We start from the raw sequence: 26094 nt of genomic DNA, 5'->3' as shown, positions 1-26094 counted from the left end.
AAAAGGAGATGATATATGATTAGCGTGACTTTCCCGGATGGCGCATCGCGCGCTTACGAGCCTGGCGTAAGCGGGGCCGACATAGCCAAGAGCATCTCGCCATCGCTCGCCAAGCGCACCGTCGCGATGATGCTCGATGGGACCTTGCGCGACCTTTCTGATCCGATCGCGAGCGACGCGAAGATCGAATTCCTTGGACGCGATGATCCGCGCGCGCTCGAGCTTATTCGCCACGACGCGGCGCATGTGCTCGCGGAGGCCGTGCAATCGCTCTTTCCCGGCACGCAAGTAACTATCGGGCCAGTGATCGAAAACGGCTTCTATTATGATTTCTACCGCGCGGAGCCTTTCACCCCGGAGGATTTCGCGGCGATCGAGAAGAAGATGGCGCAGATCATCGCGCAGGATAGGCCGTTTGCCAAAGAAGTCTGGACCCGCGATCAGGCAAGATCATGGTTCGAGACCCGTGGCGAGGCCTTCAAGGTCGAACTCGTCGATTCCATTCCGGGCGGCGAAGATTTGAAGATTTACAGGCAGGGCGACTGGCTCGACCTTTGCCGTGGCCCGCATATGACCTCGACCGGCAAGATCGGGGCTGCGTTCAAATTGATGAAAGTTGCGGGCGCCTATTGGCGCGGCGACTCGACGCGCCCAATGCTGCAGCGCATCTACGCGACGGCCTTCGCCAAGCCGGAGGAGCTGGCGGCCTATTTGACGCAGCTCGAAGAAGCGGAAAAACGCGATCACCGCCGCCTTGGACGGGAAATGGACCTGTTTCATTTTCAGGACGAGGGTCCCGGCGCGATTTTCTGGCATCCAAAAGGCTGGACTCTGTTTCAGACGCTGATCGCTTACATGCGGCGGCGCCAACAAGCGAGCGGCTATCTCGAGGTCAATACGCCGCAAGTGCTTGACCGCGCGCTTTGGGAGACGTCCGGCCATTGGCAGACCTATCGCGAAAATATGTTCATCACTCAGACTGAGGACGAGCGGATTTTCGCGTTGAAGCCAATGAATTGCCCGGGTCACCTGCAGATTTTCAAGAATGGCTTGAAGTCATATCGCGAGCTGCCGATGAAAATCGCGGAATTCGGCATGGTGCATCGCTATGAGCCATCAGGCGCGCTGCATGGCGTCTTGAGAGTGCGCGCCTTTACCCAAGACGACGCGCATATTTTCTGCACCGAGGATCAGATCATGGAGGAGAGCCTCAAGGTCAATGACCTCATCCTCTCCATTTATGAAGATTTTGGCTTCAAAGATATAGTAATCAAATTGTCGACGCGCCCGGAAAAGCGTGTCGGATCAGATGAGGCGTGGGATAAAGCGGAGGCGGCCTTGTCGCGGGTGCTCGACGCTCTCGCGGGGCGAGGCGTCAAAACCGCCATCAATCCGGGGGAAGGCGCTTTCTACGGTCCTAAACTCGAATATACTTTGAGAGACGCCATCGGCCGCGAATGGCAATGCGGAACGACGCAGGTCGATTTCAACCTGCCGAGCCGCTTCGGGGCTTTCTATATTGCGTCCGACGGAGAGAAAACAACGCCGGTGATGCTTCATCGCGCCGTGTTCGGCTCGCTGGAGCGTTTTACCGGCATTCTCATCGAACATTACGCCGGGCATCTGCCTTTATGGCTTTCGCCTTTGCAGATCGTCGTCGCCACGATTACGCAGGATGGCGATGACTATGCGCTCAAGGTCATCGCGGCGGCGCGGAAATTGGGGCTGCGTGTTGAGGGAGACCTTCGCAACGAAAAGATCACCTACAAAGTGCGCGAACATTCCCTCGCCAAGGTCCCGGTTCTGCTGGTGGTCGGCAAACGGGAGGCGGCCGAAGGCGCCGTCTCCATCCGGAGGCTCGGATCCCCGGACCAGACGTCGATGAGCCTTGATGTCGCGCTCGAGGCGCTTGCCGCTGAAGCTACGCCTCCAGACGTAGGCCGCACAGGACGTCATTAACCGCGTCTCGGGGGCATCTTTCCGCCAAAACTCGCAGCCGCCTGTCCACACTCAGCCAGCCGCGCAGATCATCGCTGCGCGGCCTCGCCGCGAAGGAGAGTCAATAAACAATATTCACAGCGGAGTGCAACCGTAGGAAAGCCGCCCGCAACCAGAAGTTCGTTCGCAATTAAACGCCAACGTGCTCTATCGCACTTACGCGTATGCTCGATAGGTTTTAGGTTGATTTTTTAGACTTATTGTAGCTAAATGGTTATTATATGACCTGCTGAACATTGCGAGATCATAAATGTACTTTAATCGCTTGAGTCAGATTGCGGAGTCAGAGGTCCAAGCTGAAGCGCGTAGAGGGAAAGCTCCCAGATTATATATCTCTTATAAAAATATTGAAATAATCGCCGCTTTATTAGATGTATTCATTATCACTTTTGCAAGCGTATTTGGCGGCGTCATTTATCAGTATATCTGGTCTGGACACAGCGTCGGAACCGAAGTCTGTCTCGCGGTTGGCGTCTCAGAAGGCCTACTTTATGCCCATGTGGCAAGTTCGCGCGGCCTATATCGTCTTCCGGTCTTGCTTGCGCCTTCTGGATATTTGGCTCGCATTTTTGTCACTTGGGCTATTGTCGCTCTGTTCGTCACGACATTCTTGTTTTTTCTGAAGGGGGAGAGCGCGTTTTCCCCTGGGGCGATGATTATGTCTGCGGTGCTGCAGATCGTGTTTTTGCTCCTCGCCCGATGGTTCGCGGAGAAGACATCGCGGTCGCTGATGGCGACGGGAAGTTTGCCGGGGCGCCGGGTCGTGACCATCGGAGAACCAGCGGAATTGCTCCGATTGAGCACGGCTGTGCTATTCCGATACTTTGGTTTGAACGAAGTTGCCCGCGTCTCATTGTCGCATGCTAAGGGGCCTGCTTCGGACGACGTGCTGGTGGATCTCGACCGGGCGTTGCATGAAGCGCGGGAGCGCGGGGTAGATGAGTTCGTGGTCGCGCTCCGGTGGAGCAACAAAGAGCTGCTTGAAACGGTTCGCGAACGGCTTCGCGCCTCTCCGCTTCCGGCTCATTTATTGCCCGATTATACAATCAGATCGGTGCTTGGGCGGCGCACTCTGTCAGTCAGCGGACCCGCCCTTAGTTTGGAGCTTCAGCGCGCGCCGTTGACGGCGACGGAAAGGGCCTTGAAACGGGCGCTGGATTTTTCCTGCGCTTTGGCTGCGATTGTGATGTTGTCTCCGCTTTTTGCGCTGATCGCGGTGCTCATCAAACTTGATAGCTCCGGCCCCATCATCTTCCGGCAGCGCCGGAACGGATTCAACACAAAGCAATTCGTGATTTTCAAGTTCCGGTCGATGACGGTCCTGGAAGATGGCGCCACCATAACCCAGGCGCAAAAAGGCGATCGCCGCGTAACGCGAGTAGGTCAGTTTCTGCGCCGGTCAAGCATGGATGAACTGCCGCAGCTGTTCAACGTTTTAATGGGCGATATGTCTTTGGTTGGGCCGCGGCCTCATGCGCTGGCTCATGACAACGAATATAAGGTTCTGATCGCCAAATACGCGTTTCGTCACCATGTGAAGCCTGGAATGACCGGTTGGGCGCAAGTCAATGGGTTGCGGGGCGAAACCGGGCGCCTCGAGCAAATGGCCGAGCGCATCAAATTGGACCTTTGGTACATCAATCATTGGTCGTTTGGTCTTGATCTCAATATTTTACTGAGGACTTGTTTCGAAGTAATGCGCGACCGCGCCTATTAAGAGAGCCGCGCCGTTCGCTATGATGCTCTGAGTTCAGCCGTTGCAGGTTTGCCGGTTTTCGGCGGCAGGCGCGACTTTTCACAGCTGAGGCGCCCTTGCCCAAGGCATCTTTATGCGGGTTCAATATAGCGGCGATAAGCGAACCGGAGTCCGAATCGGACCAACCGACAGCCATCCGTCGGCGATTTTCAATGGCAAGCGCACCGCACCCGAGTCCTTGGCTCCGTTGCTCGTGGAGTTTCCCAACAGGCCGGTAAGCAGCGAACCTGCGGCCAAAAGCCGGGGATCGACGCCGAGGCGGCTCAAAACCGGATTGAACCCGGTGATCGCGGCGTCCAGCTTGCCGTGGATGCGATGCGCGTAGTCGAGATCGACCGCGCCGCGGGCGTCGAGTTTGGCCTCGCCGCTGGTTAAGCGCGCGGCTCGCAAATCGATCTGGCCGCCAGCCTGCCGCCATTGCTCGATGCGATCTTGAAGCTTGCCCGCGTTGGAAAAGCTGGCCTGCGTCATTATTCCGCTCAGCGCGACGCTGAACGGAGCTTTGAGAGCGAGCAGATTGTCGATGGCGGGAGCCGAAGCGTTATTCAAATTTATTTGAAAGTCGATGGCCGCGTCGGCGCGCCCTTGAATTGGCGTCAAAGCGGCTTGCAAGCCTTCCGCGTGCCCCCTCGCATCCCACCCGTCGATGACGCCTTGCAACGCGATGCGCTCCACTCCCAGGGAGAGGCGCGTCGGCGCTTCCGGCTTACCCTCAAATTCGAGATTGAGATTATCCCACCGCAGCGTGAAATCGAGCGCGCCGTCGGAGGTCTTGCCGACAAAAGGCGAATCCATACGGGCGATCACGCGACCCGGCTGAAAAACAGTGGCGATTGCGTGAAATCCACCAAGCGAGCCAGTAAACGTCGCGTCCGGAAGCGCGCCCTGAAACAGCAAACGGGCGCAGGATATCTCGATGTCGAAAGGATATCCGCCGATGTGTCGCTCGGGGCAATCCCAGCTGCGGCCGGCTTCCGCTTCATGCGCCATCCAAGCGGTGAGCAAAGCATCGGTCTTGCGCGACGCCGCAAACCACAGCAATGACCACCCGGCGATCGCCGCCGCCAGAATGGCCGCGAGCGATAGAGCAACGAGACGGGCGATCTGGGGCTTCTTTGGCCCGAGGCCTTTTGACGGCATTTTTTGCCTCCCTTGCGGCGGACGAGCCAAACCCCAGCCGTGGAGCCGAGCTTTACCCATCGACCGCGCCAATCTAAGCCAAGCTGAGGGGAAAGCTGACTTTTCTCGATGACCAGCTTCGTTTATAGCGCGTTCAGCCGGGGAGCAAATGTCGCGATGGATGCTGCTGATGATCTATGGGTGTTCGGCTACGGCTCTCTGATGTGGCGGCCGGGCTTTGCGTTTGCGGAGCGCCGGGAAGCCGTCGTGCGCGGCTATCACCGTTCTCTCTGCATCTATTCCCATGTTCATCGCGGCACCAGCAAACGGCCGGGTCTTGTTCTGGGCCTTGATCGCGGCGGATCCTGCAAAGGTATTGCTTTTCGCGTTGATGCGGCGCAATCGGAGGCGACGCTCGCCTACCTCCGCCAGCGCGAACAGGTCACCTCGGTCTATCGGGAGGTTTTTCTCCGCGCGAGGCTGTTCGACGGGCGCTTCGTTATCGCGGTCTGCTATGTCGCCGACCGAAGCCATTTCCAATATGCCGGACGTCTCGACCGCGCGGAGCTCGTAAGACTCGTCGCTCAAGGCGTCGGATTATCGGGAGCCAATCCCGACTATGTGAAAAACACGCAGGCCCATCTGGCCGAACTCGCCATACGCGATGAGACCCTGGAATGGCTCGCCGGCCGGTTCGTTTGACGGCGGGCTAATCATCGCCTTCCAGATCATCGATCATCGCCTGCCTGGCGCGCGGATTCTCGGCAAGAAGATGGATATGCCACTCGCAGGCTCCTGCGCGCAGAGCTGCCCTCACGCAGGTCAAATCGCCCGTGAATTGGCCTTCGCTCCAGCTCAACTCGACCGTGTTGACGCGCGTCCGTTGGCCCTCTCCGTCGACTCCGACGGCAAGAGCGACGGCTGCGTCGAATTGGGGTAGGCCACCCAGCCAATCATTGCTTGTTACCGGAAACACCGAGCAGACGTAACGCTTCCCCGAGGCTCCGCGCCAGGCATGAAAATGCGCGGCCAATGCGCGGCCCATGAGGCAATCCAATGGCGCGTCAACCGCTCGGGATCGGAGACGCCCCGTCTTGAACTCGGCCGCTTTAACTACGGTGGGCCGGTAATTGCGGCTCCGCAGGACCTCAACAGCGTGCAAGGGAACAATAACGCCCATAACGTTCATATCCTCATTGAAAGGAATAGAACAAACCTAGAACGAAACCGAATTCTGTCAACCATGTTTTTGAAAAAAGCGGGAAGAATAACCTCTGCCTTATGGCTTTTGCCACCCGTAACGTCCGCTAGCTTTCGCCTTGGCGAGGGAGTACGGAGAGCAGCCGCTCGTCAAATTCAGTTTGTCGCCGCTGCGTCGAGCTGGTCAGGCAAAGCGGCTTTGAGCGAGGGGTCGGCGGCGATCGAATCGGCGATGAGGGTCGCCGTCGCCGTTTCGATGCGGCTCTGCAAAACGCTCATGAATTTGTGCTTGTCGACGCCGGGCTCGATCGGCTCCAGGAACTCGATCACGACGATCCCTGGTCGCCGCAAAATTCCGCGCCGCGGCCAAAAAAGACCGGAGTTCAAAGCGACGGGAACGCAGGTTGCCTGCGTTGCGGCGCAAAGATGCGCAACGCCGGTTTTATAGTCCGGCGGAGCGCCGACGGGTCTGCGGGTGCCTTCAGGAAAAATGAAAATCTGCCGCCCTTCGGTCACGGCCTGGCGCACTTGGCGCGTCAGATCCGTCAAAGCCTGCCCGCGCTTGGCGCGTTCAATGCCGATCTGTCCGGCGCCCTTCAAGTACCAGCCGAAAATTGGGATCGACATCAATTCGCGCTTAAGCACGAAGGTGAAATCGCCCATCTGAGTGGTGAGCGCGAAGGTTTCGAGAGCGGATAGATGTTTCGCCGCTATAATGCAGGCCCCGCGCGGCAGATGTTCCAGGCCGCGAAACTCGACTTTGGTTCCGCAGACTTTATCGAGCAGCCATAGGGAGTTTCGCGACCACAGGCGCGCCAGCTCCTGCACCGCGCTCCGCTTCATGAGGAGGGTTGGCAACCCCAGAAACGAAAGCACGGTGATGTTTGCGTAGAACAGGAAATTGAAGGCGAGGGAGCGAACTAAAATCATGCGGATCTGATCACGGAATGTTGGATTTAAAAGCGACATTGCGTTAAGGCGCGATCGTCAAGTTGAATCAGTCGCGCCAAGTCTTTGTTTTGATGCATGAACTTGTCCTAAAAGCCAAGGCGTTTTCGGGAGTCATGCCTTAGCCGCTAAGACCCGGCGCAATATCGACTGGCCGGCGCGGTAACAGATCTTGCGCAAGCGTGCGGCCAGCGGCGCGCCGCGCATCGCGTTTAGGCTCTCCGCGTCACATGCGCTTGCATTTTGAGCGAAATTCCTTGCGCGCTTTGCCATGCAGACCTTTGGCGTCGGCTTGGTTTGAGCATTCCTTGGCTTTGGCTTTCTTGGCGTCGTCGGAGACGCTATCCGTTTTTGTGGTCGCAGCCGGCGTTTTGGCCGCCGGGGCCTGCGTCTGCGCGTAAGTCACTTGCGCGCAAGACAAAAGGAGAGCGCCGGCAAGGATCCAGGAAAAAGAAGATTTCATTCATGCACCCCATGATTCGGAGAAAGGCTCGGGCCTAAGGCGACCCATTTGAAGCAAAACGCACGCTGAGCTTATCCGCCTGCGCGCCCCGAACCAAGGCGTAAAGTGGACCTCCAACTTGCCGCAGCGTTTTAAATCTTTACATATAAATATATCTGCATATATAGTGGCATGCAGGCTCATACGGAAGGCTTTCATGCCTCAATCTGGATACGCGCCTTTCGACGCCATTCTCTCCGCCTTGACGGCCGCCGGCGAAGCCACGCGTTTGCGCTTGCTCGCGCTTTTGGCCGAAGCCGAGTTGACGGTCACGGAACTGGTCACGATCCTTGGTCAATCGCAGCCGCGCGTATCGCGCCATTTGAAGCTGCTCGCTGAGGCCGGACTTGTCGAGCGCCATCGCGAAGGCGCCTGGGTATTCTTTCTGATGAGCCAAAGCGGACCGGCCGCAGGTTTCGCCCGCGACGTCATTGCGCGGCTGGCGCCGGGCGATCCGCATCTCCTGGCTGACCGCGCCCGGCTTGACGAGGTGCGGCGAGCGCGCGCAGATCAGGCGGCGCGGTACTTCGCCGCCCACGCGGCCAATTGGGACGAAGTGCGGGCCATGCATATTCCCGAGGAGCAGGTCGAAGCCGCCATTCTCGATGCGGTCGGCTCGCGTCCGCTGGGCGCCTTGCTCGATCTTGGGACGGGCGGCGGTCGCATGCTTGAGCTTTTGGCCCCACTCGCGACGCGGGCTGTCGGCGTCGACCAGTCGCCGCAAATGTTGAGCGTCGCCCGCGCCCGATTGGAGAGGGCAGGTTTGCGCAATGCGCAATTGCGCCAAGGCGGTATTTACGCCGTGCCGGTCGAGCCTGATTTCTATGATGTCGTGATCATGCATCAGGTTTTGCACTATCTCGACGATCCTTTGCGCGCCATTCGCGAAGCGGCGCGGGCGCTGCGGTCGGGCGGACGCCTCATCATCGTCGATTTCGCGCCTCATGACGAAGAAAATCTCCGCGCGACTCATGCGCATCGCCGCCTCGGATTCGGAGCCGAGGAAGTCGCCGGCTTCATGTCCGCCGCCGGGCTCGAGGTTTCCATCCCCCGCGATCTGACGCCCGAGGCCGGAGATGGCGGCAAGCTCACCGTCTCGCTTTGGCTTGGCCGCGATCGCCGCGCCATCGCCGATCCTCTTCCCATAACTGCGCGAGAAGTTGCATGAGCGACAGTCCTGCCTGCGAGTTGCCGCGCGCGAGCCGCACGTTGCGCGCCGACATCAGAGTGTCTTTCGAGTTTTTTCCGCCGAAGACAGTGGCGATGGAAGCGTTGCTCTGGGACTCGATCAACCGGCTCGCGCCGCTTGGGCCGAGTTTCGTCTCCGTCACTTATGGCGCCGGCGGCTCAACGCGGGAGCGCACCCATTCGACGGTGGCGCGGCTCGCGAAAGAGGGCGTAGTGAGGCCCGCGGCGCATCTCACCTGCGTTGCCGCGGCGCAGGCGGATATCGATTCGATCGTGCAAGGCTATTGGGACGCGGGCGTTCGTCACATTGTCGCGTTGCGCGGCGATCCTCAGAATGGAATGGGAACGCCATTCTGTCCGCATCCGGAAGGCTACCAGAACTCCGCCGCGCTGGTCGCCGGCATCAAACGCGTCGCCGACTTCGAAATCTCGGTATCGGCCTACCCTGAGCGGCACCCAGAAAGCCTCTCGCTCGACGCCGATTGCGATTTCCTGCGCGCCAAAGTCGATGCGGGCGCGAGCCGGGCGATTACGCAATTCTTTTTCGAGAATGGGATCTATCTGCGCTATCTCGACCGACTAAGGGCGCGGAACATTAATATTCCTGTCGTTCCTGGCATCATGCCGATGCAAAACTTCAAGCAGACCGCCGGGTTCGCCAAAAAAGCCGGGGCCAGCGTGCCGCAATGGCTGGCTGACCGGTTTGAGGGTCTCGATGATGACCCGCAGACTCGCAGCCTCGTCGCCGCGACGGTGGCCGCGGAGCAAGTGCTCGATCTCGTCGATCATGGCGTCCGCGATTTTCATTTCTACACCAACAATCGCGCCGATCTCGTCTATGCGATTTGCCATCTTTTGGGACTTCGGCCGAAACTCGAGCAAAAGGTTGCAGCTGAATGAACCAAAGCTTTAATGGCGATGCGACTCGGAAGGCGTTTCTCGAGGCGGCATCCAAGCGAATTCTGGTGCTCGACGGCGCTATGGGAACGATGATCCAGGAGCGCAAGTTCACGGAAGCCCAGTTTCGCGGCGAGCGCTTCAAGGATTGGCCGAGCGATCTGCGCGGCAATAATGATCTCTTGAACCTCACGCAGCCCAAGGCGATCGAGGCTATCCATTTTGCCTATTTTGAGGCTGGCGCGGATATCATCGCGACGAATACATTCAACTCGACGCGAATTTCGCAAGCCGATTACGGCATGGAATCTCTCATTCGCGATTTGAACTTTGAGGGCGCGCGTCTTGGCCGCGCGGCCGCCGAGGCCGCCACGAAAAAAGATGGACGCGCGCGCTTCGTCGCCGGCGCGTTGGGGCCGACGAGCCGCACCGCTTCGATCTCTCCAGACGTCAACAATCCGGGTTTTCGCGCGGTCAGCTTTGATGGTCTGCGCGCTTCTTACGCCGAAGCGGCGACCGCGCTGCTCGAGGGCGGCGTGGATCTTTTCATTATCGAGACCATTTTCGATACATTGAACGCCAAAGCGGCGGTCGCTGGCATTAATGACGCTTTCAAGGCTCTTGGCGTCACTGCGCCAATCATGATCTCAGGCACGATAACGGATCTCTCCGGCCGCACGCTGTCGGGTCAGACGCCAACCGCCTTCTGGCATTCATTACGTCACGCCGACCCTTTGACCATCGGGCTTAATTGCGCGCTTGGCGCGCGAGAGATGCGCGCCCATCTCGCCGAAATTTCGCGCATCGCGCAAACTCTCGTCTGCGCTTATCCCAATGCGGGTTTGCCGAATGAATTTGGCCTTTACGATGAGGGCCCGGAATATATGGCCGATCTCGTTGGCGAATTCGCCGACGCCGGTCTCGTCAACGTCATCGGCGGATGTTGCGGCACGACTCCGGCGCATATTCACGCGATCGCGAAACGCGTGGAGGGCGTTGCGCCCCGCGCGATCCCTGAGATCGAGCCCTTGCTGCGGCTGTCCGGCCTCGAACCGTTTGTGCTCACCAAGGACATACCTTTCGTCAATATCGGCGAGCGCACCAATGTCACAGGCTCCGCCAAGTTCCGCAAGCTGATTAAGCAGGGCGACTTTCCCGCTGCGCTCGATGTGGCGCGCGATCAGGTCGCGATGGGCGCGCAGGTCATCGACATCAATATGGATGAAGGCCTGCTCGACTCTGAAAAGGCGATGGTTGAGTTCCTCAATCTCGTCGCCGCTGAGCCGGATATCGCGCGCGTGCCGGTGATGATCGACTCCTCGAAGTTTTCAGTGATCGAAGCTGGCCTGAAGTGCGTTCAAGGCAAGAGCATTGTCAATTCGATTTCGATGAAAGAGGGCGTTGAAAAATTCATCGCCGACGCGCGAACCGTGCGCGCCTATGGTGCCGCCGTCGTCGTGATGGCTTTCGACGAACAGGGGCAAGCCGACACGTTGGAGCGCAAGGTCGAGATTTGCGCGCGAGCCTATAAAATCCTGACGGAAGAAATCGGCTTTCCGCCCGAAGACATCATCTTCGATCCTAATGTCTTCGCAATCGCGACCGGCATCGAGGAGCACAATAATTACGGCGTCGATTTCATCGAAGCCGCGCGGGAAATCCGCAAACGTTTCCCGCTGGTGCATATTTCGGGCGGCGTCTCAAATCTGTCCTTTTCGTTTCGCGGCAATGAGCCGGTGCGCGAGGCCATGCATTCGGTGTTTCTCTACCACGCCATCAGCGCCGGCATGGATATGGGCATCGTCAACGCCGGCCAGCTGGCGGTCTATGCCGAGATCGAACCGGAATTGCGCGAGGCCTGCGAGGACGTCATCCTCAACCGGCGTGCGGATGCGACCGACCGCTTGCTGGCGCTGGCCGAGGGCTTTAGGGGCCAAGCAGGCGTCGAAAAGACGGAGAAGAATCTCGCCTGGCGCGAGGAGCCGGTCGGCAAGCGGCTTGAACATGCGCTGGTCAACGGCATAACCGAATATATCGATCGCGATGTCGAAGAGGCGCGGGCCGCATCAGTGCGTCCGCTCGACGTCATCGAAGGCCCGCTGATGGCCGGCATGAATGTCGTCGGCGATCTTTTTGGCGCTGGTAAAATGTTTCTGCCGCAAGTCGTCAAATCGGCGCGCGTGATGAAACAGGCCGTCGCCTATCTGATGCCATACATGGATGAGGAAAAGCGCAAGAACGGCGGAGGCGAGCGCTCCACCGCTGGCAAGATCTTGATGGCGACCGTCAAGGGCGATGTGCATGATATCGGCAAGAACATCGTCGGCGTTGTCCTGGCCTGCAATAATTATGAGATTATCGATCTCGGCGTCATGGTTCCCGCCGCCAAGATTTTAGCCGCCGCCCGCGCGGAAAAAGTCGATGCTATCGGGCTCTCCGGGCTCATCACGCCTTCGCTCGATGAAATGTGCTTCGTCGCCGCCGAGATGGAGCGCGAAGGCTTCGATCTGCCGCTGCTGATCGGCGGCGCGACGACAAGCCGGGTTCATACGGCGGTCAAGATTCACCCCAATTACAAGCGGGGGCAGGCGGTCTATGTCAATGACGCGAGCCGCGCGGTCGGCGTCGTTCAATCCTTGCTCTCCGCGCATTCCCGCGCGGCGACCGTCGACACGGTGCGCGCCGAATATCACAAAGTAGCGGAGGCGCATCGTCGATCGGAGGCCGATAAGCAGCGGCTGCCTTTGGCCAAGGCCCGCGCCAATGCATTCAAGGTGGATTGGGCTAATTACGCGCCGCCGCGTCCGACTTTTACAGGCACGCGCGTGCTGCGCTCTTATAGCGTCGCCGAGCTTGTGCCCTATATCGATTGGACGCCGTTTTTCCAGACCTGGGAAATGCGCGGCCGCTTTCCCGCTATTCTCGATGATCCGAAACAGGGCGAAGCGGCGCGGCAACTCTTCGATGACGCGCAGGCGATGCTGAAACGCGTCGTCGAGGAACATTGGTTCGACCCGAAAGCCGTGATCGGCTTTTGGCCAGCCAACTCCATTGGCGATGACATCGCGCTCTATACTGGGGAATCGCGCACGCAAAGACTCGCGACGTTCCATACTTTGCGGCAGCAATTGCTGCGGCGGGATGGGCGTCAGAACCTGGCGCTGTCCGATTTCATCGCGCCAGCCGATATCGGCAAGGGCGATTACATAGGCGCCTTTGTGGTTACCTCGGGCGCGCAGGAAGGCAAGATCGCCGATCGTTTCGCCAAGGCGAATGATGATTACGGCTCGATCATGGTGAAGGCCCTCGCCGATCGCATTGCGGAGGCTTTGGCCGAGCGGATGCATGAACGCGTCCGGCGCGAATTCTGGGCCTATGCGCCGGATGAGGTTCTGACCGACGAAGCAAGATTGGAGGAAGCCTATCGCGGCATTCGCCCCGCGCCTGGGTATCCGGCGCAGCCCGATCATACCGAAAAGGCGACGCTGTTCGATCTGCTCGGCGCGGAGCGCCGGATCGGCGTCTCATTGACCGAGAGCTTTGCGATGTGGCCCGGCGCCTCGGTGTCAGGTCTCTATTTCGCCCATCCGGATGCGCATTATTTCGGAGTGGCGAAGATCGAGCGCGATCAGGTCGAGGATTACGCTCGCCGCAAAGGCATGAACATTGAAGAAGTGGAGCGCTGGCTGGCGCCGGTGTTGAACTACGATCCGGCGAGCATTGAGGCGCCTGCGACGGCGGCGGAGTAGGCGCCGAGTCCTTTTGCGAAGCAAGGATTGGCCACGATGCTTGGGAGCCGAACCCTTCTCAAAACTGCGGAGGCGCCGCAGCTTGAGAGGGGTCAAGGCGCGACGGGCGGTTGAAAGCGTGTTGCCTCAAGCCGGAATGCTCACGCTTCCGCAACGCGCCGCCATAGTGGCGGCGCTTTATTTTGGCGAAGAGGCGATGAGCTTTCGCAATGTCGTGATCGTCGAGAAATCGGCGACGCCGTCGACGAGAGCCGGGCGGAAATGGCGCTGGAAGGCGCGAACGATAGTTTCGGTTTTGGCGTCAAAGAGGCCTGTGACGTCGAGATCATAGCCATAGCTGATCAGCGCGGCTTGCAGTTCCTCAACCTCAGATCCTTGCGCGCCTTGTTCAAGACGGGGGCTGTCTCCTATTGCGCAGGGGGCGACATAATGGCCAACGCCAGCCTTGGCGAGATAGGACCAGGGGAAAAACTCGCCGGGATCGATCTTGCGGTAGGGCGCAATATCCGAATGTCCTAGCACCCGTTGCGGCGGGATCGCGTGTCGCGAAAGAATGTCCTGACATAGGGCGATGACGGTTGCGATCTGCGCCGACGGGTAGGGCGGCGATCCCCCCTTATGGCCGGGATGCGCGACCTCGATCCCGATCGAGACGTCGTTCATGTCGCTTTCGCCGGCCCAAACGCCGCGGCCCGCATGCCATGCGCGCCGCGATTCCGGCACTAGCTGAAGCAGGCTTCCATCCTCCAGCACCAGATAATGGGAGGAGACCTCCGCGACCGGATCGCAGAGAAGCTGGACGGCCGCCTCTCCGCTCGTCAAGCCTGTGTAATGAAGGATGAGCGAGTTCGGAACCCGGCCGCCCTTGCGCTCGCCGTGGTTTGGCGATGGACGAACCGTCGCGGATAAAGCGGTGTCAGGTTTCAATAGCCGTAATACGCTGTGCAATGTGGGTTGCCATAGGGGTCATAGACGAATTGCGCGCAACGCGGCGGGGGCGGGTAATAGCCTGGCGGCGGGGGTGGCGGCGGCGGGCGCGTATTAGCGCCGACGATCGCTCCAGTCGCAGCGCCGAGCGCGCCGCCGACGAGCGTGCCGGCGACGCCGCCGCCCGAGGCCGCGCCGATTGCCGCGCCTGTTGCTCCGCCGATAGCAGCGCCGCTTCCAGCGCGCTCTTCAGGCGTATAACCGCATCCCGCAAGCGTCAGGCCTGCGCCGACAACTGCCGCCAAAGAGAAAATCTTCTTCATGCTTAATCCTAGCATTGCTTCTCCATACCCCATCGGGTCAAACACCTTAGCCGTCGCGTGGGGTCAAGTCTCAACGTTTTTTTAAGTTAGCATTTCCTTTCACTGCGGCTTTTCCACCACAAATGCGAGTCGCCATCGCCGCAGGGCGCATTTGCCCCGCGACGCCGGCGCTTTCCTGAAGGCCTCGATCATTTGGAGGATTGACGCCCTTCTGCTTCGCGCCTATGTCGCGGAGGCCAGCCGGCCGGATGGCCGCCGCCTTACGGCGGAGGAAAGTCCGGGCTCCACAGAGACACGGTGCCGGATAACGTCCGGCGGGGGCGACCCCAGGGAAAGCGCCACAGAAAACAAACCGCCTTGCGGCTTAGGCCAAGAGGCAAGGGTGAAACGGTGCGGTAAGAGCGCACCGCGCGCATGGCGACATGGGCGGCACGGCAAGCCCCACCGGGAGCAAGACCGAATAGGGGCGACGCAAGGTTCTTGAGCCTTAGATCCGTCTCTGGATTGTCGCCCGGGTTGGTTGCTCGAGGCGGCCGGCAACGGCCGTCCCAGAGGAATGGCCGTCACGCGCGCGGTTTTTCCGCGCGCCATACAGAACCCGGCTTACAGGCCGGCTGGCAACTTTCATCAACCGCTGCGGTGGTTTGAGCGCGCGACGATTTCATCGCGCGCTCCTCGATTGTTTTCTCTATCCCAGCCGACCCGAGGCGTGGGCGAGCATCGTATAGACCTTGCCGGTCTCGGAGGTGAGATAGGTCCGCGTCGCCGCATCGTCCGGGCTGTCGCGGTTCAGCTCCGCGAGGAGGCGTTCGAACTCTTGCACATAGCGGTCGATCGTCGCGTGGAATTCGGGATCGAGCCGATAGCGGCGGCGCACCTCGTCGAAAGTCTGCAGGCCGCGGCCGATATAGATCCGCCGCGAGAAGGCGTTAGGCTCGCCGCGACGATAACGCTCCCAGGCCTCTGCGGCGGCGTTTGGATCAATCATCCGGGCGACGTCGAGGGAGATCGCGTCAAGCGGCTGGGGCGCCAGCGGCGTTTTCGCTTCGATTTCTTTTGCGGGCTCTCGAGCGGGGGCCGGCTCCTCGGTCGAAGCGCGGGCGAGAAGATCGGAGAGCCAGCCGCCGCGCTCTGTCGTCGGTGCGCTCGCACGGCTAGGAGCAGGCGTCGGCGGCCGGGGACGGCGCGGTTCGATCGCCGCTGACCCTAAGGGGGCGCGTTCCGGCTCAGCCGAGCGAGGCTGCTCCAGCCGCCGCGCAGGCACCGGCGGCGCAGCGCGTTCTGTGGCCGTTGCGAGCGGGGCGGAGACGTCAAACGAGCGGCCGGAGCGGGTCACGATCTCGCTCAATTCCTCGAGCGCCTTGATCTGATCGGCGACGATTCTGCGCATCGAGGCTGCTTGCTGCGCAGTTTCCTGCGGCAATTCAGCGACGCTCGCGCGCAGCGCCTCCCTCGTCGCCGAGAGTTCGTTCTGAATCTCGCGCGACATCTGACGCAGCTCTGAGGCCGCCGATTGGAAGCGTTGCGAGGTTTGGCCAAAGATGCCGTCGATTTCGGCGTTGGCCTGTTCGCACGCTGCGCGCACCGCCGCCGCCGTACGTTCGCGTTCTTCTCCAATGTTGGAGCGCAGGTCCGCGAATTGCCGGTCAATGGTTCCGCTGGCCGATTGCGAGGTTTCGGCCAAATAGGAGCCGATATCGCGGGCGCGGCCTTCAGCGTTGTGGAACGCTTCCTCGACCAAGCCGGTGAACGAGCCAATCACGCTTTCAAAGTCGTCGCGGCGATCCTTGATGCTGCGCAGCAGCGTCTCGAGCGATGCGCGGCGAGCCTCCAGCGTTTGGTCAAGTTCGCTCTGCGATCTGACCAGCTCGCCAGCCGAAGCGCTAAGGCCTTCGCCTTGACGGGCTATTGTTTCAGCAAGGTTGCCGGCTTCGGAAAGGGTGTCTCCGGCGGTTTTATTGAGGCGATCGACTTCCCCGGTGACATTGCCGAGCAACGACCGGAAATCATCCATGCGGTCGCTCAACGCAAGCTCCACGGCGACGAGGTTCGAGCCGGCGGAGCCGATCGCGTCTTGCAAGGATGAGCTGCTGCTGACGAGACGTGCGATTACGTCGGTCATCTCGGCGCCCAATTTGGCGTTAGCGTCGACGAGCGCATTTATCGATTCGGCGGCTCCGGCCTCCACAGAGGAGCGCAGACGGGCCGAGGAGCGATCGATCGCCGATGTGAGTTCATTTTGCTTGGCGCCGAGGTGTTGCGTGATCGCCGCCCCGCGATTCTCGATGGTTTGCGTGACGAGATCGCCGACATTGGTCATTTCCTCGGCGATCTCGTTGCCGCGCGCCGATAGCGTTGCGATAAGGTTTTGGCCGCGCGTATCGAAAAGCTCGCGCAGATCCTTCGCCCGTTCCGTCAGCGCGATTTGCAGCTCCTGTGCGGGACCGCCGAGCGCGCTTTCCAGTTCGCCGAGCCGGCCCGCCAAAGTCATGCTGATCTGATTGACCCGCTCGGCGAGCGTATCGCCGATCTGGCCCGCGCGTCCTGCCAAGGTCGCATCGAGGTCCTCCGTCGCCTGCGAAACCATTTCCTTGATGTCTGCGGCGCGGCCGGAAAGGATTTCGGCGAGATGGCCCGCCTCGCGATCAAGCGCCGCGTTGATATTGCCGGCATGGAGGCCGAGGGTCTGATCGATTTCGCTGGTCCGAGCCGCGATATTGTCGGCGACGGTGCGGCCTCGCGCGTCGAGCTCCCCCGAAACTGCGTCGAGACGGCCAACGACGCGGTCTTCGAACTCCGTGATGCGGCTGTCCAAGGTGTTTGCGATTGCGCTTGCTTGTCCGCCGAGCGCCGCGTTGATCTCGCTGGCCTTGCCGGCGAGAGTTTCGGTGAGCGTTGTCGAGCGCGTCGTGAGAATGTCGCCAATTTCCGCGGCTTTCTCGTCGAGCGCGCGGATGACGTCATGGCCTCCTTCGCTCAAAACTCTGGCGATGTCGCCAGCCCGCGCGCTGAGAGTCTCGTTGAGCGATGTTGCGTGCGAGTCGAGGCCCTCGTCGATGCGGCTGACGAGCGCGTCGAGCGCCTGGCCGATCTCCTGCGACTTGGCGGCCGTGCGCATTTCAAAGGCGTCGATCCGCGCCTCCAAAGCCGCCGCGGTCTCCTCCGCCCGCAGAGCAAGCTTTTCATTGAGATCGCCGCCGTGAACGGTAAGCGTATGTTCGATCGAGCCGATGCGGTCCGCGAGGGTCGCGGTGAAGCGTTCGGTCTGGTCGCTGATGCTATGCGTGACGGCGCCGCCCTGTCCGATAAAAGTCTCCTCGAACATCAAGAGGCGATCGGAGAGCGCTTCATTGATCCGGTCGCTATGCGTCGCGATCGCGTTGATCGCCTCGCTGGCGGTTTCCGTGAACCGGTCATTGAGGTCATTGGCGTGGTAGCCGATCGCGGCGACCGCCTGTTGCGCCGTGGCGTCGAAGCTCTCTTGCAACGCTTCGGTCTGGCCAGCGAAAGCCAACACCGCCTCATGGCTCCTGGTCACAAGCTGCTCGCTCATCTCATTGGCGTGGCTCGACAATGCGCCGAAAGCCTCGCCCAGCATCAAAGTCAGCCGCTCCTGCAGACCGCCCGTATGGTCTGTGAAGGCGGCAAGAGATTGCCGCGCCGTCGAGTCGAGGCGCGCGCTCAACTGCTCGGAGTAGCCGGACAGAACGCCAAGGGTTTCGCCGAGGGTGGCCGCCAAGCGGGATTGCAGCGTTTCCGTATGATCGGCGAGGGCGACTACGGAATGCTGGGCGGTCGCCTCCATGCGCTCGCTCATTGTTTCCGAATGGCTGGTCAAGGCGCCGAGCGTTTCTCCGACCGATGCGTCGAGCCGTTCGCTCATCTGGCTGGAATGACTCGTCAGCGCGTCGAGCGTCTCGCGCAGGGTCGCGTCCAGACGCTGATGCAACCCCTCCGTCTGACTCGTCAGAGCGCCGACGGAGTGCTCGGCGGTCGCCTCGAGGCGTTCGCTCATCTGGCTGGAATGACTCGTCAGCGCATCGAGCGTCTCGCGCAGAGTCGCATCCAGACGCTGATGCAATCCTTCCGTCTGGCTCGTCAGAGCGCCGACGGAGTGTTCGGCAGTCGCCTCAAGGCGTTCGCTGATCTGGTTCGAATGCGTGGTCAGCGCATCAAGCGTCTCGCGCAGAGTCGCCGTCAGGCGCTCGTGCAAGGTCTCGATCGGGGCGGTGAGGGAATCGGCCGATTGGCGCGTTGTCGCCTCAAGGCGGGCGCTCATCTCCTCGGAATGACGCGTCAAGGCTTCGAGCGTTTCGTTGAGGGTCGAGTTCAGACGCTGATGCAGCGCTTCCGTCTGGCCGGTGAAGGCCTCCACGGAATGATAAGCGGTCGCCTCAAGGCGCTCGCTGACCTGTTCGGAGTGATCGCGCAGAGCGCCGAGGGTCGCGCTCAAGCGCTCCTGCAAGCTCTCGATCGGAGTGGTGAGGGAATCGGCCGATTGGCGCGACGTCGCCTCAAGGCGCGCGCTCATCTCCTCGGAATGACGCGTCAAGGCTTCGAGCGTCTCGTTGAGGGTCGAGTTCAGGAGTTGATGCAGCGCTTCCGTCTGGCCGGTAAAGGCCTCCACGGAATGATAAGCCGTCGCGTCAAGGCGCTCGCTGACCTGTTCTGAGTGATTGCTCAGGGCGCTGAGGGTCGCGGTCAAGCGCTCGTGCAACCCTTCGATCGGACTGGTCAGGGAATCCGCCGATAGGCGCGCTGTCGCCTCAAGGCGCGCGCTCATCTCCTCGGAATGACGCGTCAAGGCTTCGAGCGTTTCGCTGAGGGTCGAATTCAGGCGTTGATGCAGCGCGTCGGTCTGGCCGGCAAAGGCGTCGACGGAATGCTGTGCAGTCGCCTCAAGGCGCTCGCTCATTGTTTCCGAATGGCTCGCCAGGGCTCCGAGGGTTTCATTGAGCGTCGAGTTCAGGCGCTCGTGCAACGACTCGGTTTGCGTGGCGAAGGCGCCGGCGGAATGCTGCGCCGTCGCCTCAAGGCGCTCGCCGATCTGTGCAGAATGATTGGTCAAGGCTTCCAGCGTCGACGTCAGACGCGACTGCAGCCCGTCGGCGTGGTCGGCGAGAACCGAGACGGAATGTTGCGCCGACGTTTCTAGGCGCTCGCTGATCTGTTCCGAGTGGTTCGCCAAAGCGCCAAGCGTCTCTTCGATCGTCGCAGCCAAGCGCTCGTGCAGCGCTTCGGAGCGGCCAGCAAAGTCGACCGCCGCATGTTCCGACGCAGCTTCGAGCCGCTCGCTCATCAGCGAAGAGTGATCGTTCAGCGCGGCGAGCGTCCCGGCGAGGACGGAAGAGAGCTGCCCGTTGAGCGCTTCCGTTTGTCCGACGAAGGCGGCGACGGTGTCTTGCGCCGTTAGATCCAAATGCCCGTGCAAACGGTCGGAATGATGCGTCAACGCCTTGAGCGTCTCATCGAGCGCTGCGGCCACCCGCTCGTGCAAGGCTTCGGTATGACTGGTGAGCGCCGCCGCCGTTGCTTCGGCGGTCGCGGTGAAGCTCTGTTGCAACTCGCCGCCGTGGCGTTCGAATTGGGATTGGATTCGCGCATGGCCGTCTTCGAAGAGCGTGACGATCGTCTTGCTCGAATCGTCTAGGACGCCGCGCGCCGCGTTGGTGCGGTCCTCGATCAGATTGCCGAAGCGTTCGCTCATTTCGGCCAAACCATCATGCAAGGCATTGCCTTGAACCGCGACGACCTCATGCAGCCGATCGCCCGTCTCCGCGAGGCGCTTCGCGAGCGTTTCTCCGCGCGTGGAAATCGTGTCGGCGATCGAAGCGCTGGTCGCGTCGAGACGCTGCGCGAGCGCGTCGCTGCGCATTCCAATGTCGGCGGAGAGAGCCTCACGCGCGTTCTTGAAACGCTCGTCCATTTCGGCGAGACGTAGGTCGAGCGTTTGCGCAACGCCGTTGCTGGCTTGCGTGATGTTGGCGGTCGCCTCCTGTCCCGTTTGGGTGAGCCGGCCAAGAAGTTCGCTTCCGTGACTGGACAGTTGACCGACGATATCGTCGCGGCCGATGTTCAAGGCGGATTTGATTTCCTCGCCCTTGGCGTTGAGCGAAGCTGTGACGCGTCCGGCGGCTTCGCCGACATTTTCGGCGAACCGGGACGATGCAGTTTCGAGATCGCGAGCAACGCTGTCGTGAGCGAGCGAGATGGCCCCGCGCACGCGATCGGCGTTGGTCAGAATGGATTCGCGCTCCGAGGCCAATTCATCGATCAGTGAGCGTACGCGGCGCTCGTTATCCGAATAAGACCGCTCTAAATTTGAGACTTCGGATCGGACCAGCGTCTCGAGCTCGCCGGCGCGCGCCAGCGCCCGCTCGATGCCATCGCCCATTGAGGCGACTTCGCGTCGAATGGCCTGGGACAGCGTCACCATCTGCTCGGTGGCGATGGTCTCGGGCTCGGCGAGGCGGATGGCGACTTCGGACATGGAGCGGGCGGTGAGCCGCATTTCCTGCGCGCGCCGAACCATCGTCGCGGTGATAAGGAAGAAAACGACCGGGCCGGCGATGGCCAGAAAATACAGCGCGGCCGCCGGCAGGGCGGAGCCGGGAGCGCTGAATAGTTGTTCGCGGTTGGTCAGAAGATAGCCGACGGTGAAGGCTATCCAGAGGCCGGAACACAAGGCCGCCACAATCATCGGGACGCGGCTGGAGCGAGCTTGGAAGGCTCGCAGGAGTTCGCCGGCGGAATGACGATCGTCGTTGGCCGGCTGCGTCCCGCGCCCCAGCAGGCCGAAGCGTTCGGCGTCGCGCGCATCGGCGGCGCTCGCCCGCGCCGGACCGAATAATTGATCTTCGCTGGTTGAGGGCAACCGGGGCTCGCGCTTCGGCGAGGGCTGATCTTTTGCGTTTTCGCCGCCTTTGCCGCCAGGAGCGGGGAATGCGTCGGCAATTTCGTTTCGGAGGTTCAACGCCTCTTCGATGGCCAAGAGCGCCGCGGCTGCGGGATCTTGATTTTTGGGGGAACTCGCCATCCGGTGCCTCTTCATAATCGTTCGCGAACGCGCATCAGCGCGAATACACAGCGGCGCAGCCGCAGGCGGAACTATTAACCAATTCTTACTTTACAACCTGGGGGGACGGATTCAAACCCAAGCGCGAAGGCCTTCTTAAAACATCGTTAACGCCATTTCATCTTAAACGTCGGTCTCACTTTAAGATGAATGCATGAGCAGATTATGGCGCGCGGTCCTAATCGTTTCGAGATAGGAGGAGGTCTTTTTGCGGCCATGCAATCTTAACTTTGGCCAGCGATGCTTTACTGGGCAAAGATCCAGTCCGATGCATATGGCCGCGCATCAGCGCGAGGAACCTAATGAGGCGCATTCGACGTGACAGGCCCGCAGAGTTCTCATCAGCGCGGCGAGGCGCAAGGTTTGGCGCTCGATTTCGCATATCTGACGCGGCAGACTTTCGGCGACGCCGACCTTCAATATGAGCTCTTGGCCGCATTTCGGGCGCAAGCGGAGGAGATTTTGCAGGAATTGCAAAAGTCCAGGAACCTCGCGCCCGCCAAAACGGCCGGTTTTGCGCATTTGTTGAAGGGGTCGGCGCTGGCGATCGGGGCCGCGCAGGTCGCCGCCGCGGCGGAAAATCTCGAAATGGGCGCTGCGGATACAAACGACGCGGTGGATCTTGCTTTGGCCGATCTCGCGGCCTCCATTGTAGATGTTTCGGGCGCGATTGATTTGTTTTTCACAAAATATTTGGGCAAATAAACCCGAGGCTAGCCAAAACGCGACAAAATCGCTGGGCATTCCTTACCGCAATTTTACTCACTTGCAGGATCTCCGAACTTCGGCCATGTGTCATCAAAGCTGGAAGGCCTTGTTCGAGGCCAAAACATCTGGCTCCCCCAAATCTCGGGTTGGCTAATCATTTGGGTTCGCCCCGGCGGCCCTCTATAATAGAGTTTAAGCGAGATCCATGCCAAAGATTACTTTTGTAGACTCTTCGGGCGAAGCCCGGACAGTTGATGGCGAAGTCGGCGCGACCGTTATGGAGGCCGCCATTCGCAACGCAATTCCGGAGATCGCCGCTGAATGCGGCGGCGGTTGCGCCTGCGCCACCTGCCATGTCTATGTCGATGAGGCGTGGGTCAGCTTGACCGGCAAGGCCAGCGATCAAGAAGAAGACATGTTGGATTTCGCCTATAAGGTGCAGCCTAACTCGCGTCTATGCTGCCAGATCAAGATCGCGGCGGAGCTTGATGGACTGATCGTCACGACGCCGGATCGCCAAGGCTAGGCCCGTCTCCGACGCCGGAAATTCCGGCGTTTGGCGGCGACGGCGATTGACGCGCGGCGAAAATCGCTTCACCTGTCCCGCGGGGGCGGCTAGAGAGCGGGCGTCGACCGGCACAAAAACGAATAATTCCTTTATATGTTAAGCACATGGAGTCGTCGGACAAATACGCCGGTGCTCCAGAAATGACTTCGGAGCAGGGTATGAGTGAGTGCATCAAGACCGACGTCGTCATCGTCGGCGCCGGGCCAGCTGGCCTTTTCGCGGTCTTCGAACTTGGACTGCTCGACATCAAATGCCACCTCGTCGACATTTTGCAGAAAGCGGGCGGGCAATGCAGCGAGCTATACCCCGAGAAGCCGATTTATGACATTCCCGGCTATCCGATCGTGACCGGGCAGGGGCTCGTCGATCATTTGTTGCGTCAGATTGAGCCATTCCACCCGACCTTCCATCTTGGCGAAATGGTCGACGCTCTCGAGGTGTTGGGCACGCCGGAGGCCCCCCTCTTCCGGGTGGCTTTCGGCAGCGGCCAGAGCTTTGAATGCAAAGTGATTATCGTCGCGGCGGGCGGCGGCTCGTTCCAGCCGAAAAAGCCGCCGATCGAGGGCATTGAAGCCTATGAGGGCAATTCGGTGTTCTACGCCGTGCGCAAAATGGAAGACTTCCGCGACAAGAATGTCGTGATTGTCGGCGGCGGCGATTCCGCGCTCGACTGGACGCTCAATTTGCAGCCGATCGCCAAACGCCTGACGCTCATTCACCGCCGCGATGATTTCCGCGCCGCGCCGCATTCAGTCAAGGCGATGCGCCAGCTCGTCGCCGAAGAGAAGATCGATTTACACATTGGCCAAGTTTCCTTCTTGGCAGGGGAGAGGGGCGAACTTTCCTCTCTGTCTTTGAAGGGCGGCGATGGAGCCGTGCGCGAGATCGCCTGCGAGCGGCTGATTCCTTTCTTCGGACTTACGATGAAGCTCGGGCCGATCGCGCAGTGGGGCCTTAATCTCAATGAAAACCTGATTCCAGTCGACACCGAGCGTTTCGAGACCAACGTCCCGGGCATTTTCGCGATCGGCGACATCAACCATTATCCGGGCAAGCTGAAGCTTATCCTGTGCGGTTTCCATGAGGGCGCGCTGGCGGCGCAAAAGATCCATCGTTATGTCTATCCTGACAAGAAGCTGACATTCCAATACACGACGTCGTCCTCCAATCTACAAAAGAAACTCGGCGTGAATTGACCGCTCCGCAGTTCACGCGGGTGAGCATTATCGCCAAGACTGAACCGAATATCGCTTCCTGATCTCTGTCACCTATAGTCCTGATTGGAGAACTCTGCGGTTCTTCGGTTCAGGCGGCTCTGGAAAGATGGCATGGCGCGCGTCGCGATCTATACCGGCTCTTTCGACCCTTTGACCAATGGTCATGTCGACGTGATTGAAAGCGCGGCGCGGATCTGCGACGAGCTTGTCGTCGGCATTGGCTCGCACCCTGGCAAGACGCCGTTATTCAGCTTTGAAGAACGCGCGGCGCTGATCAAGCAGTCCTGTCATGATTTGCTGTCGGCGCGATCCTGCGGACTCTCGGTGCGCGTTTTCTCAGGCCTCGCGATCGAGGCGGCGCGCACAGCCGGCGCGCAAATCATGGTGCGCGGCCTCCGCGACGGCTCTGATTTTGACTATGAAATGCAAATGGCGAGCATGAATGCAGCCATGGCGCCCGAGATCAAGACAGTGTTTTTCGCCGCCTCCCCGTCCGTACGTCACATTGCCGCGACATTGGTGCGGCAGATCGCCGGCATGGGCGGCGACGTGTCGAGCTTCGTGCCGGACGCGGTCATCCACGCTCTAGCTCTCAAACGGCAGGCGATTCAATAAGCTTGCCGCTCATCCTTCGGGAAGGAAATCTAATGACGCTTCAACGATTGATCATGGGTTTTGGCTTGGCTCTCGCCTTGGTCGCCAACGTCGGGGCCGCGGCTCCCGCGCAAGACCTGAAAAATACTATCTATCTCGACACCAAAGACGGCCGGATCACCATCGCGCTGCGGCCTGACCTTGCGCCGAAGCACGTGGCGCAGATCGAGGCCTTGACCAAGCGCGGTTTCTACGACGGGATCGTCTTCCATCGCGTCATCGACGGCTTCATGGCGCAGACCGGCGATCCGACCGGCACCGGGATGGGCGGGTCCGATCTGCCCAATCTCAAGGCCGAATTTTCCGCAGAGCCGTTCAAGCGCGGCACGATTGGAATGGCGCGTTCGCAGGACCTCGATTCCGCCAATTCGCAATTCTTCATCTGCCTTGGCGATGCTTCCTTCCTCAACAATAAATATACCGTCGTCGGCCAAGTCGTCTCTGGCATGGATGTCGTCGACAAGATCAAGAAGGGATCGAAAACCGACAACGGAACCGTCACCGCGCCCGACAAGATCATCAAGATGCAGATCGCCGCGGACGCCGCCGCGCCGAGCAAGAAATAAGATCGCTTAGGCGCGGGCGGGGCCAAGGCTGCCGCCGCGCCAGCCGGCGCGGAGACGGTTTACCCCGGCCCGCGCATCGGCTATTGCATCGAACAGATTGATCCTGAACTAAAATCGCAAGTGCGCTCATTCGGGCAAGCGCGTCGAGTCTCGTTTATGACGCGGCGCATCCTCACCGCGAACCGACATCGGCTTCGCAACGCCCCTTTCCAATGCAGGAGTTCCGCATGTCGGAAGCTGGTAACACGCTTACTTTAGAGACGACGCAAGGCCCCGTGGTGATCGCCATGCGGCCTGATCTCGCGCCGGGCCACGTCGCCCATATCAAGAAGCTCGTCGAAGAGAAGTTTTACGACGGCATTGTCTTCCACCGCGTCATTGACGGTTTTATGGCGCAGACCGGCTGCCCGCATGGCACCGGCACAGGCGGCTCGAAATATCCCAATCTCAAGGCCGAGTTCAATGCGGAGCCGCATGTGCGCGGCGTCGTTTCCATGGCGCGCGCGCAGGACCCGAATTCCGCCAATTCGCAGTTTTTCATCGTCTTCAAAGACGCCCGCTTCCTTGACAGGCAATATACAGTGTGGGGGAAAGTGACCTCGGGCATGGAGAATGTCGACAAAATCAAGCGCGGCGAGCCCGTGCGCGATCCCGACAAAATCATCAGCGCGACAATAAGCTAGGCGTTTTGGGCTGCCA

Annotated in this window: 19 protein-coding genes and 1 other RNA gene; 13 read left to right on the top strand and 7 right to left on the bottom strand. The window is 60.3% G+C overall.

Annotated features, from left to right (window positions below; translation table 11 throughout):
- Positions 1-15 precede the first annotated feature (15 nt).
- A complete protein-coding gene (gene thrS / locus WDN46_18410) occupies positions 16-1959 on the top strand; it encodes a threonine--tRNA ligase (protein MEJ0095299.1) in 1944 nt (647 codons plus the stop codon).
- A gap of 289 nt (positions 1960-2248) precedes the next feature.
- Complete coding sequence (locus tag WDN46_18405; protein MEJ0095298.1) at positions 2249-3715, top strand: undecaprenyl-phosphate glucose phosphotransferase; 1467 nt, start codon at positions 2249-2251, stop codon at positions 3713-3715.
- Between the two features lie 120 nt (positions 3716-3835).
- Here WDN46_18405 and WDN46_18400 read toward each other — a convergent pair whose 3' ends face one another.
- Positions 3836-4894 carry a DUF2125 domain-containing protein gene (locus tag WDN46_18400; GenBank protein MEJ0095297.1) on the bottom strand — a complete coding sequence of 353 codons (1059 nt, stop codon included), beginning with the start codon at positions 4892-4894 and terminating at the stop codon, positions 3836-3838.
- A gap of 156 nt (positions 4895-5050) precedes the next feature.
- Between WDN46_18400 and WDN46_18395 the strand changes: the two genes are divergently transcribed.
- Positions 5051-5575: a gamma-glutamylcyclotransferase gene (locus WDN46_18395; GenBank protein ID MEJ0095296.1), complete on the top strand. Its 525-nt coding sequence runs from the start codon at positions 5051-5053 to the stop codon at positions 5573-5575.
- Positions 5576-5582: 7 nt separating this feature from the next.
- Here the strand turns inward: WDN46_18395 and WDN46_18390 are convergent, their stop codons facing one another.
- From WDN46_18390 to WDN46_18380, 3 genes are all read right to left on the bottom strand, one after another.
- Positions 5583-6053, bottom strand: a complete 471-nt coding sequence (locus tag WDN46_18390; protein MEJ0095295.1) for a hypothetical protein — start codon at positions 6051-6053, stop codon at positions 5583-5585.
- Positions 6054-6229: 176 nt separating this feature from the next.
- On the bottom strand, positions 6230-7042 hold the full coding sequence (locus WDN46_18385; protein MEJ0095294.1) for a lysophospholipid acyltransferase family protein: 813 nt from the start codon (positions 7040-7042) through the stop codon (positions 6230-6232).
- Positions 7043-7247: 205 nt separating this feature from the next.
- Positions 7248-7484 carry a PsiF family protein gene (locus tag WDN46_18380; protein ID MEJ0095293.1) on the bottom strand — a complete coding sequence of 79 codons (237 nt, stop codon included), beginning with the start codon at positions 7482-7484 and terminating at the stop codon, positions 7248-7250.
- A 196-nt stretch (positions 7485-7680) separates the two neighbouring features.
- Between WDN46_18380 and WDN46_18375 the strand changes: the two genes are divergently transcribed.
- Genes WDN46_18375 through metH form a run of 3 tightly spaced genes read left to right on the top strand, consistent with a single transcriptional unit; the run spans position 7681 to position 13357 of the window.
- Positions 7681-8691, top strand: coding sequence for a metalloregulator ArsR/SmtB family transcription factor (locus WDN46_18375; GenBank protein ID MEJ0095292.1), 1011 nt, complete (start codon positions 7681-7683; stop codon positions 8689-8691).
- Entirely contained in the window at positions 8688-9611 is a 924-nt protein-coding gene (gene metF / locus WDN46_18370; protein ID MEJ0095291.1) for a methylenetetrahydrofolate reductase [NAD(P)H], read from the top strand. The genes WDN46_18375 and metF overlap by 4 nt, the downstream gene beginning before the upstream one ends.
- Positions 9608-13357 (top strand): methionine synthase, encoded by a 3750-nt coding sequence (metH, locus tag WDN46_18365; GenBank protein MEJ0095290.1) that lies wholly within the window; start codon positions 9608-9610, stop codon positions 13355-13357. Before metF ends, metH begins: the two co-directional genes overlap by 4 nt.
- 177 nt (positions 13358-13534) lie before the next feature.
- On the opposite strand, the gene WDN46_18360 is transcribed toward metH, so the two are convergent.
- Positions 13535-14284 carry an N-acetylmuramoyl-L-alanine amidase gene (locus WDN46_18360; GenBank protein ID MEJ0095289.1) on the bottom strand — a complete coding sequence of 250 codons (750 nt, stop codon included), beginning with the start codon at positions 14282-14284 and terminating at the stop codon, positions 13535-13537.
- The gene (locus tag WDN46_18355) at positions 14281-14607 is read right to left on the bottom strand and encodes a hypothetical protein (GenBank protein MEJ0095288.1); all 327 of its coding nucleotides are present in this window, start codon (positions 14605-14607) and stop codon (positions 14281-14283) included. The genes WDN46_18360 and WDN46_18355 overlap by 4 nt, the downstream gene beginning before the upstream one ends.
- A 236-nt stretch (positions 14608-14843) precedes the next feature.
- On the opposite strand from WDN46_18355, the gene rnpB reads away from it, so the two are divergent.
- Positions 14844-15229, top strand: an RNA gene (gene rnpB / locus WDN46_18350) — RNase P RNA component class A.
- Positions 15230-15295: 66 nt separating this feature from the next.
- Here the strand turns inward: rnpB and WDN46_18345 are convergent.
- On the bottom strand, positions 15296-21643 hold the full coding sequence (locus WDN46_18345; protein ID MEJ0095287.1) for a hypothetical protein: 6348 nt from the start codon (positions 21641-21643) through the stop codon (positions 15296-15298).
- Between the two features lie 357 nt (positions 21644-22000).
- Between WDN46_18345 and WDN46_18340 the strand changes: the two genes are divergently transcribed.
- The 6 genes from WDN46_18340 (at position 22001) to WDN46_18315 (ending at position 26078) form a co-directional block, all read left to right on the top strand.
- Positions 22001-22387 (top strand): Hpt domain-containing protein, encoded by a 387-nt coding sequence (locus WDN46_18340; GenBank protein ID MEJ0095286.1) that lies wholly within the window; start codon positions 22001-22003, stop codon positions 22385-22387.
- A 208-nt stretch (positions 22388-22595) separates the two neighbouring features.
- Positions 22596-22916, top strand: coding sequence for a 2Fe-2S iron-sulfur cluster-binding protein (locus WDN46_18335; protein ID MEJ0095285.1), 321 nt, complete (start codon positions 22596-22598; stop codon positions 22914-22916).
- Positions 22917-23116: 200 nt separating this feature from the next.
- Complete coding sequence (locus WDN46_18330; protein MEJ0095284.1) at positions 23117-24154, top strand: NAD(P)/FAD-dependent oxidoreductase; 1038 nt, start codon at positions 23117-23119, stop codon at positions 24152-24154.
- Positions 24155-24286: 132 nt separating this feature from the next.
- Entirely contained in the window at positions 24287-24790 is a 504-nt protein-coding gene (coaD, locus tag WDN46_18325; protein ID MEJ0095283.1) for a pantetheine-phosphate adenylyltransferase, read from the top strand.
- Between the two features lie 53 nt (positions 24791-24843).
- A complete protein-coding gene (locus WDN46_18320) occupies positions 24844-25395 on the top strand; it encodes a peptidylprolyl isomerase (protein ID MEJ0095282.1) in 552 nt (183 codons plus the stop codon).
- 227 nt (positions 25396-25622) lie between these two features.
- Positions 25623-26078: a peptidylprolyl isomerase gene (locus WDN46_18315; GenBank protein MEJ0095281.1), complete on the top strand. Its 456-nt coding sequence runs from the start codon at positions 25623-25625 to the stop codon at positions 26076-26078.
- The last annotated feature ends 16 nt before the right edge of the window (positions 26079-26094 follow it).

The organism is Methylocella sp. (genome assembly GCA_037200525.1).
Classification (GTDB): domain Bacteria; phylum Pseudomonadota; class Alphaproteobacteria; order Rhizobiales; family Beijerinckiaceae; genus Methylocapsa.
Note: the sequence above shows the minus strand (reverse complement) of the source record. Positions and strands in the feature narration are given on the sequence as shown.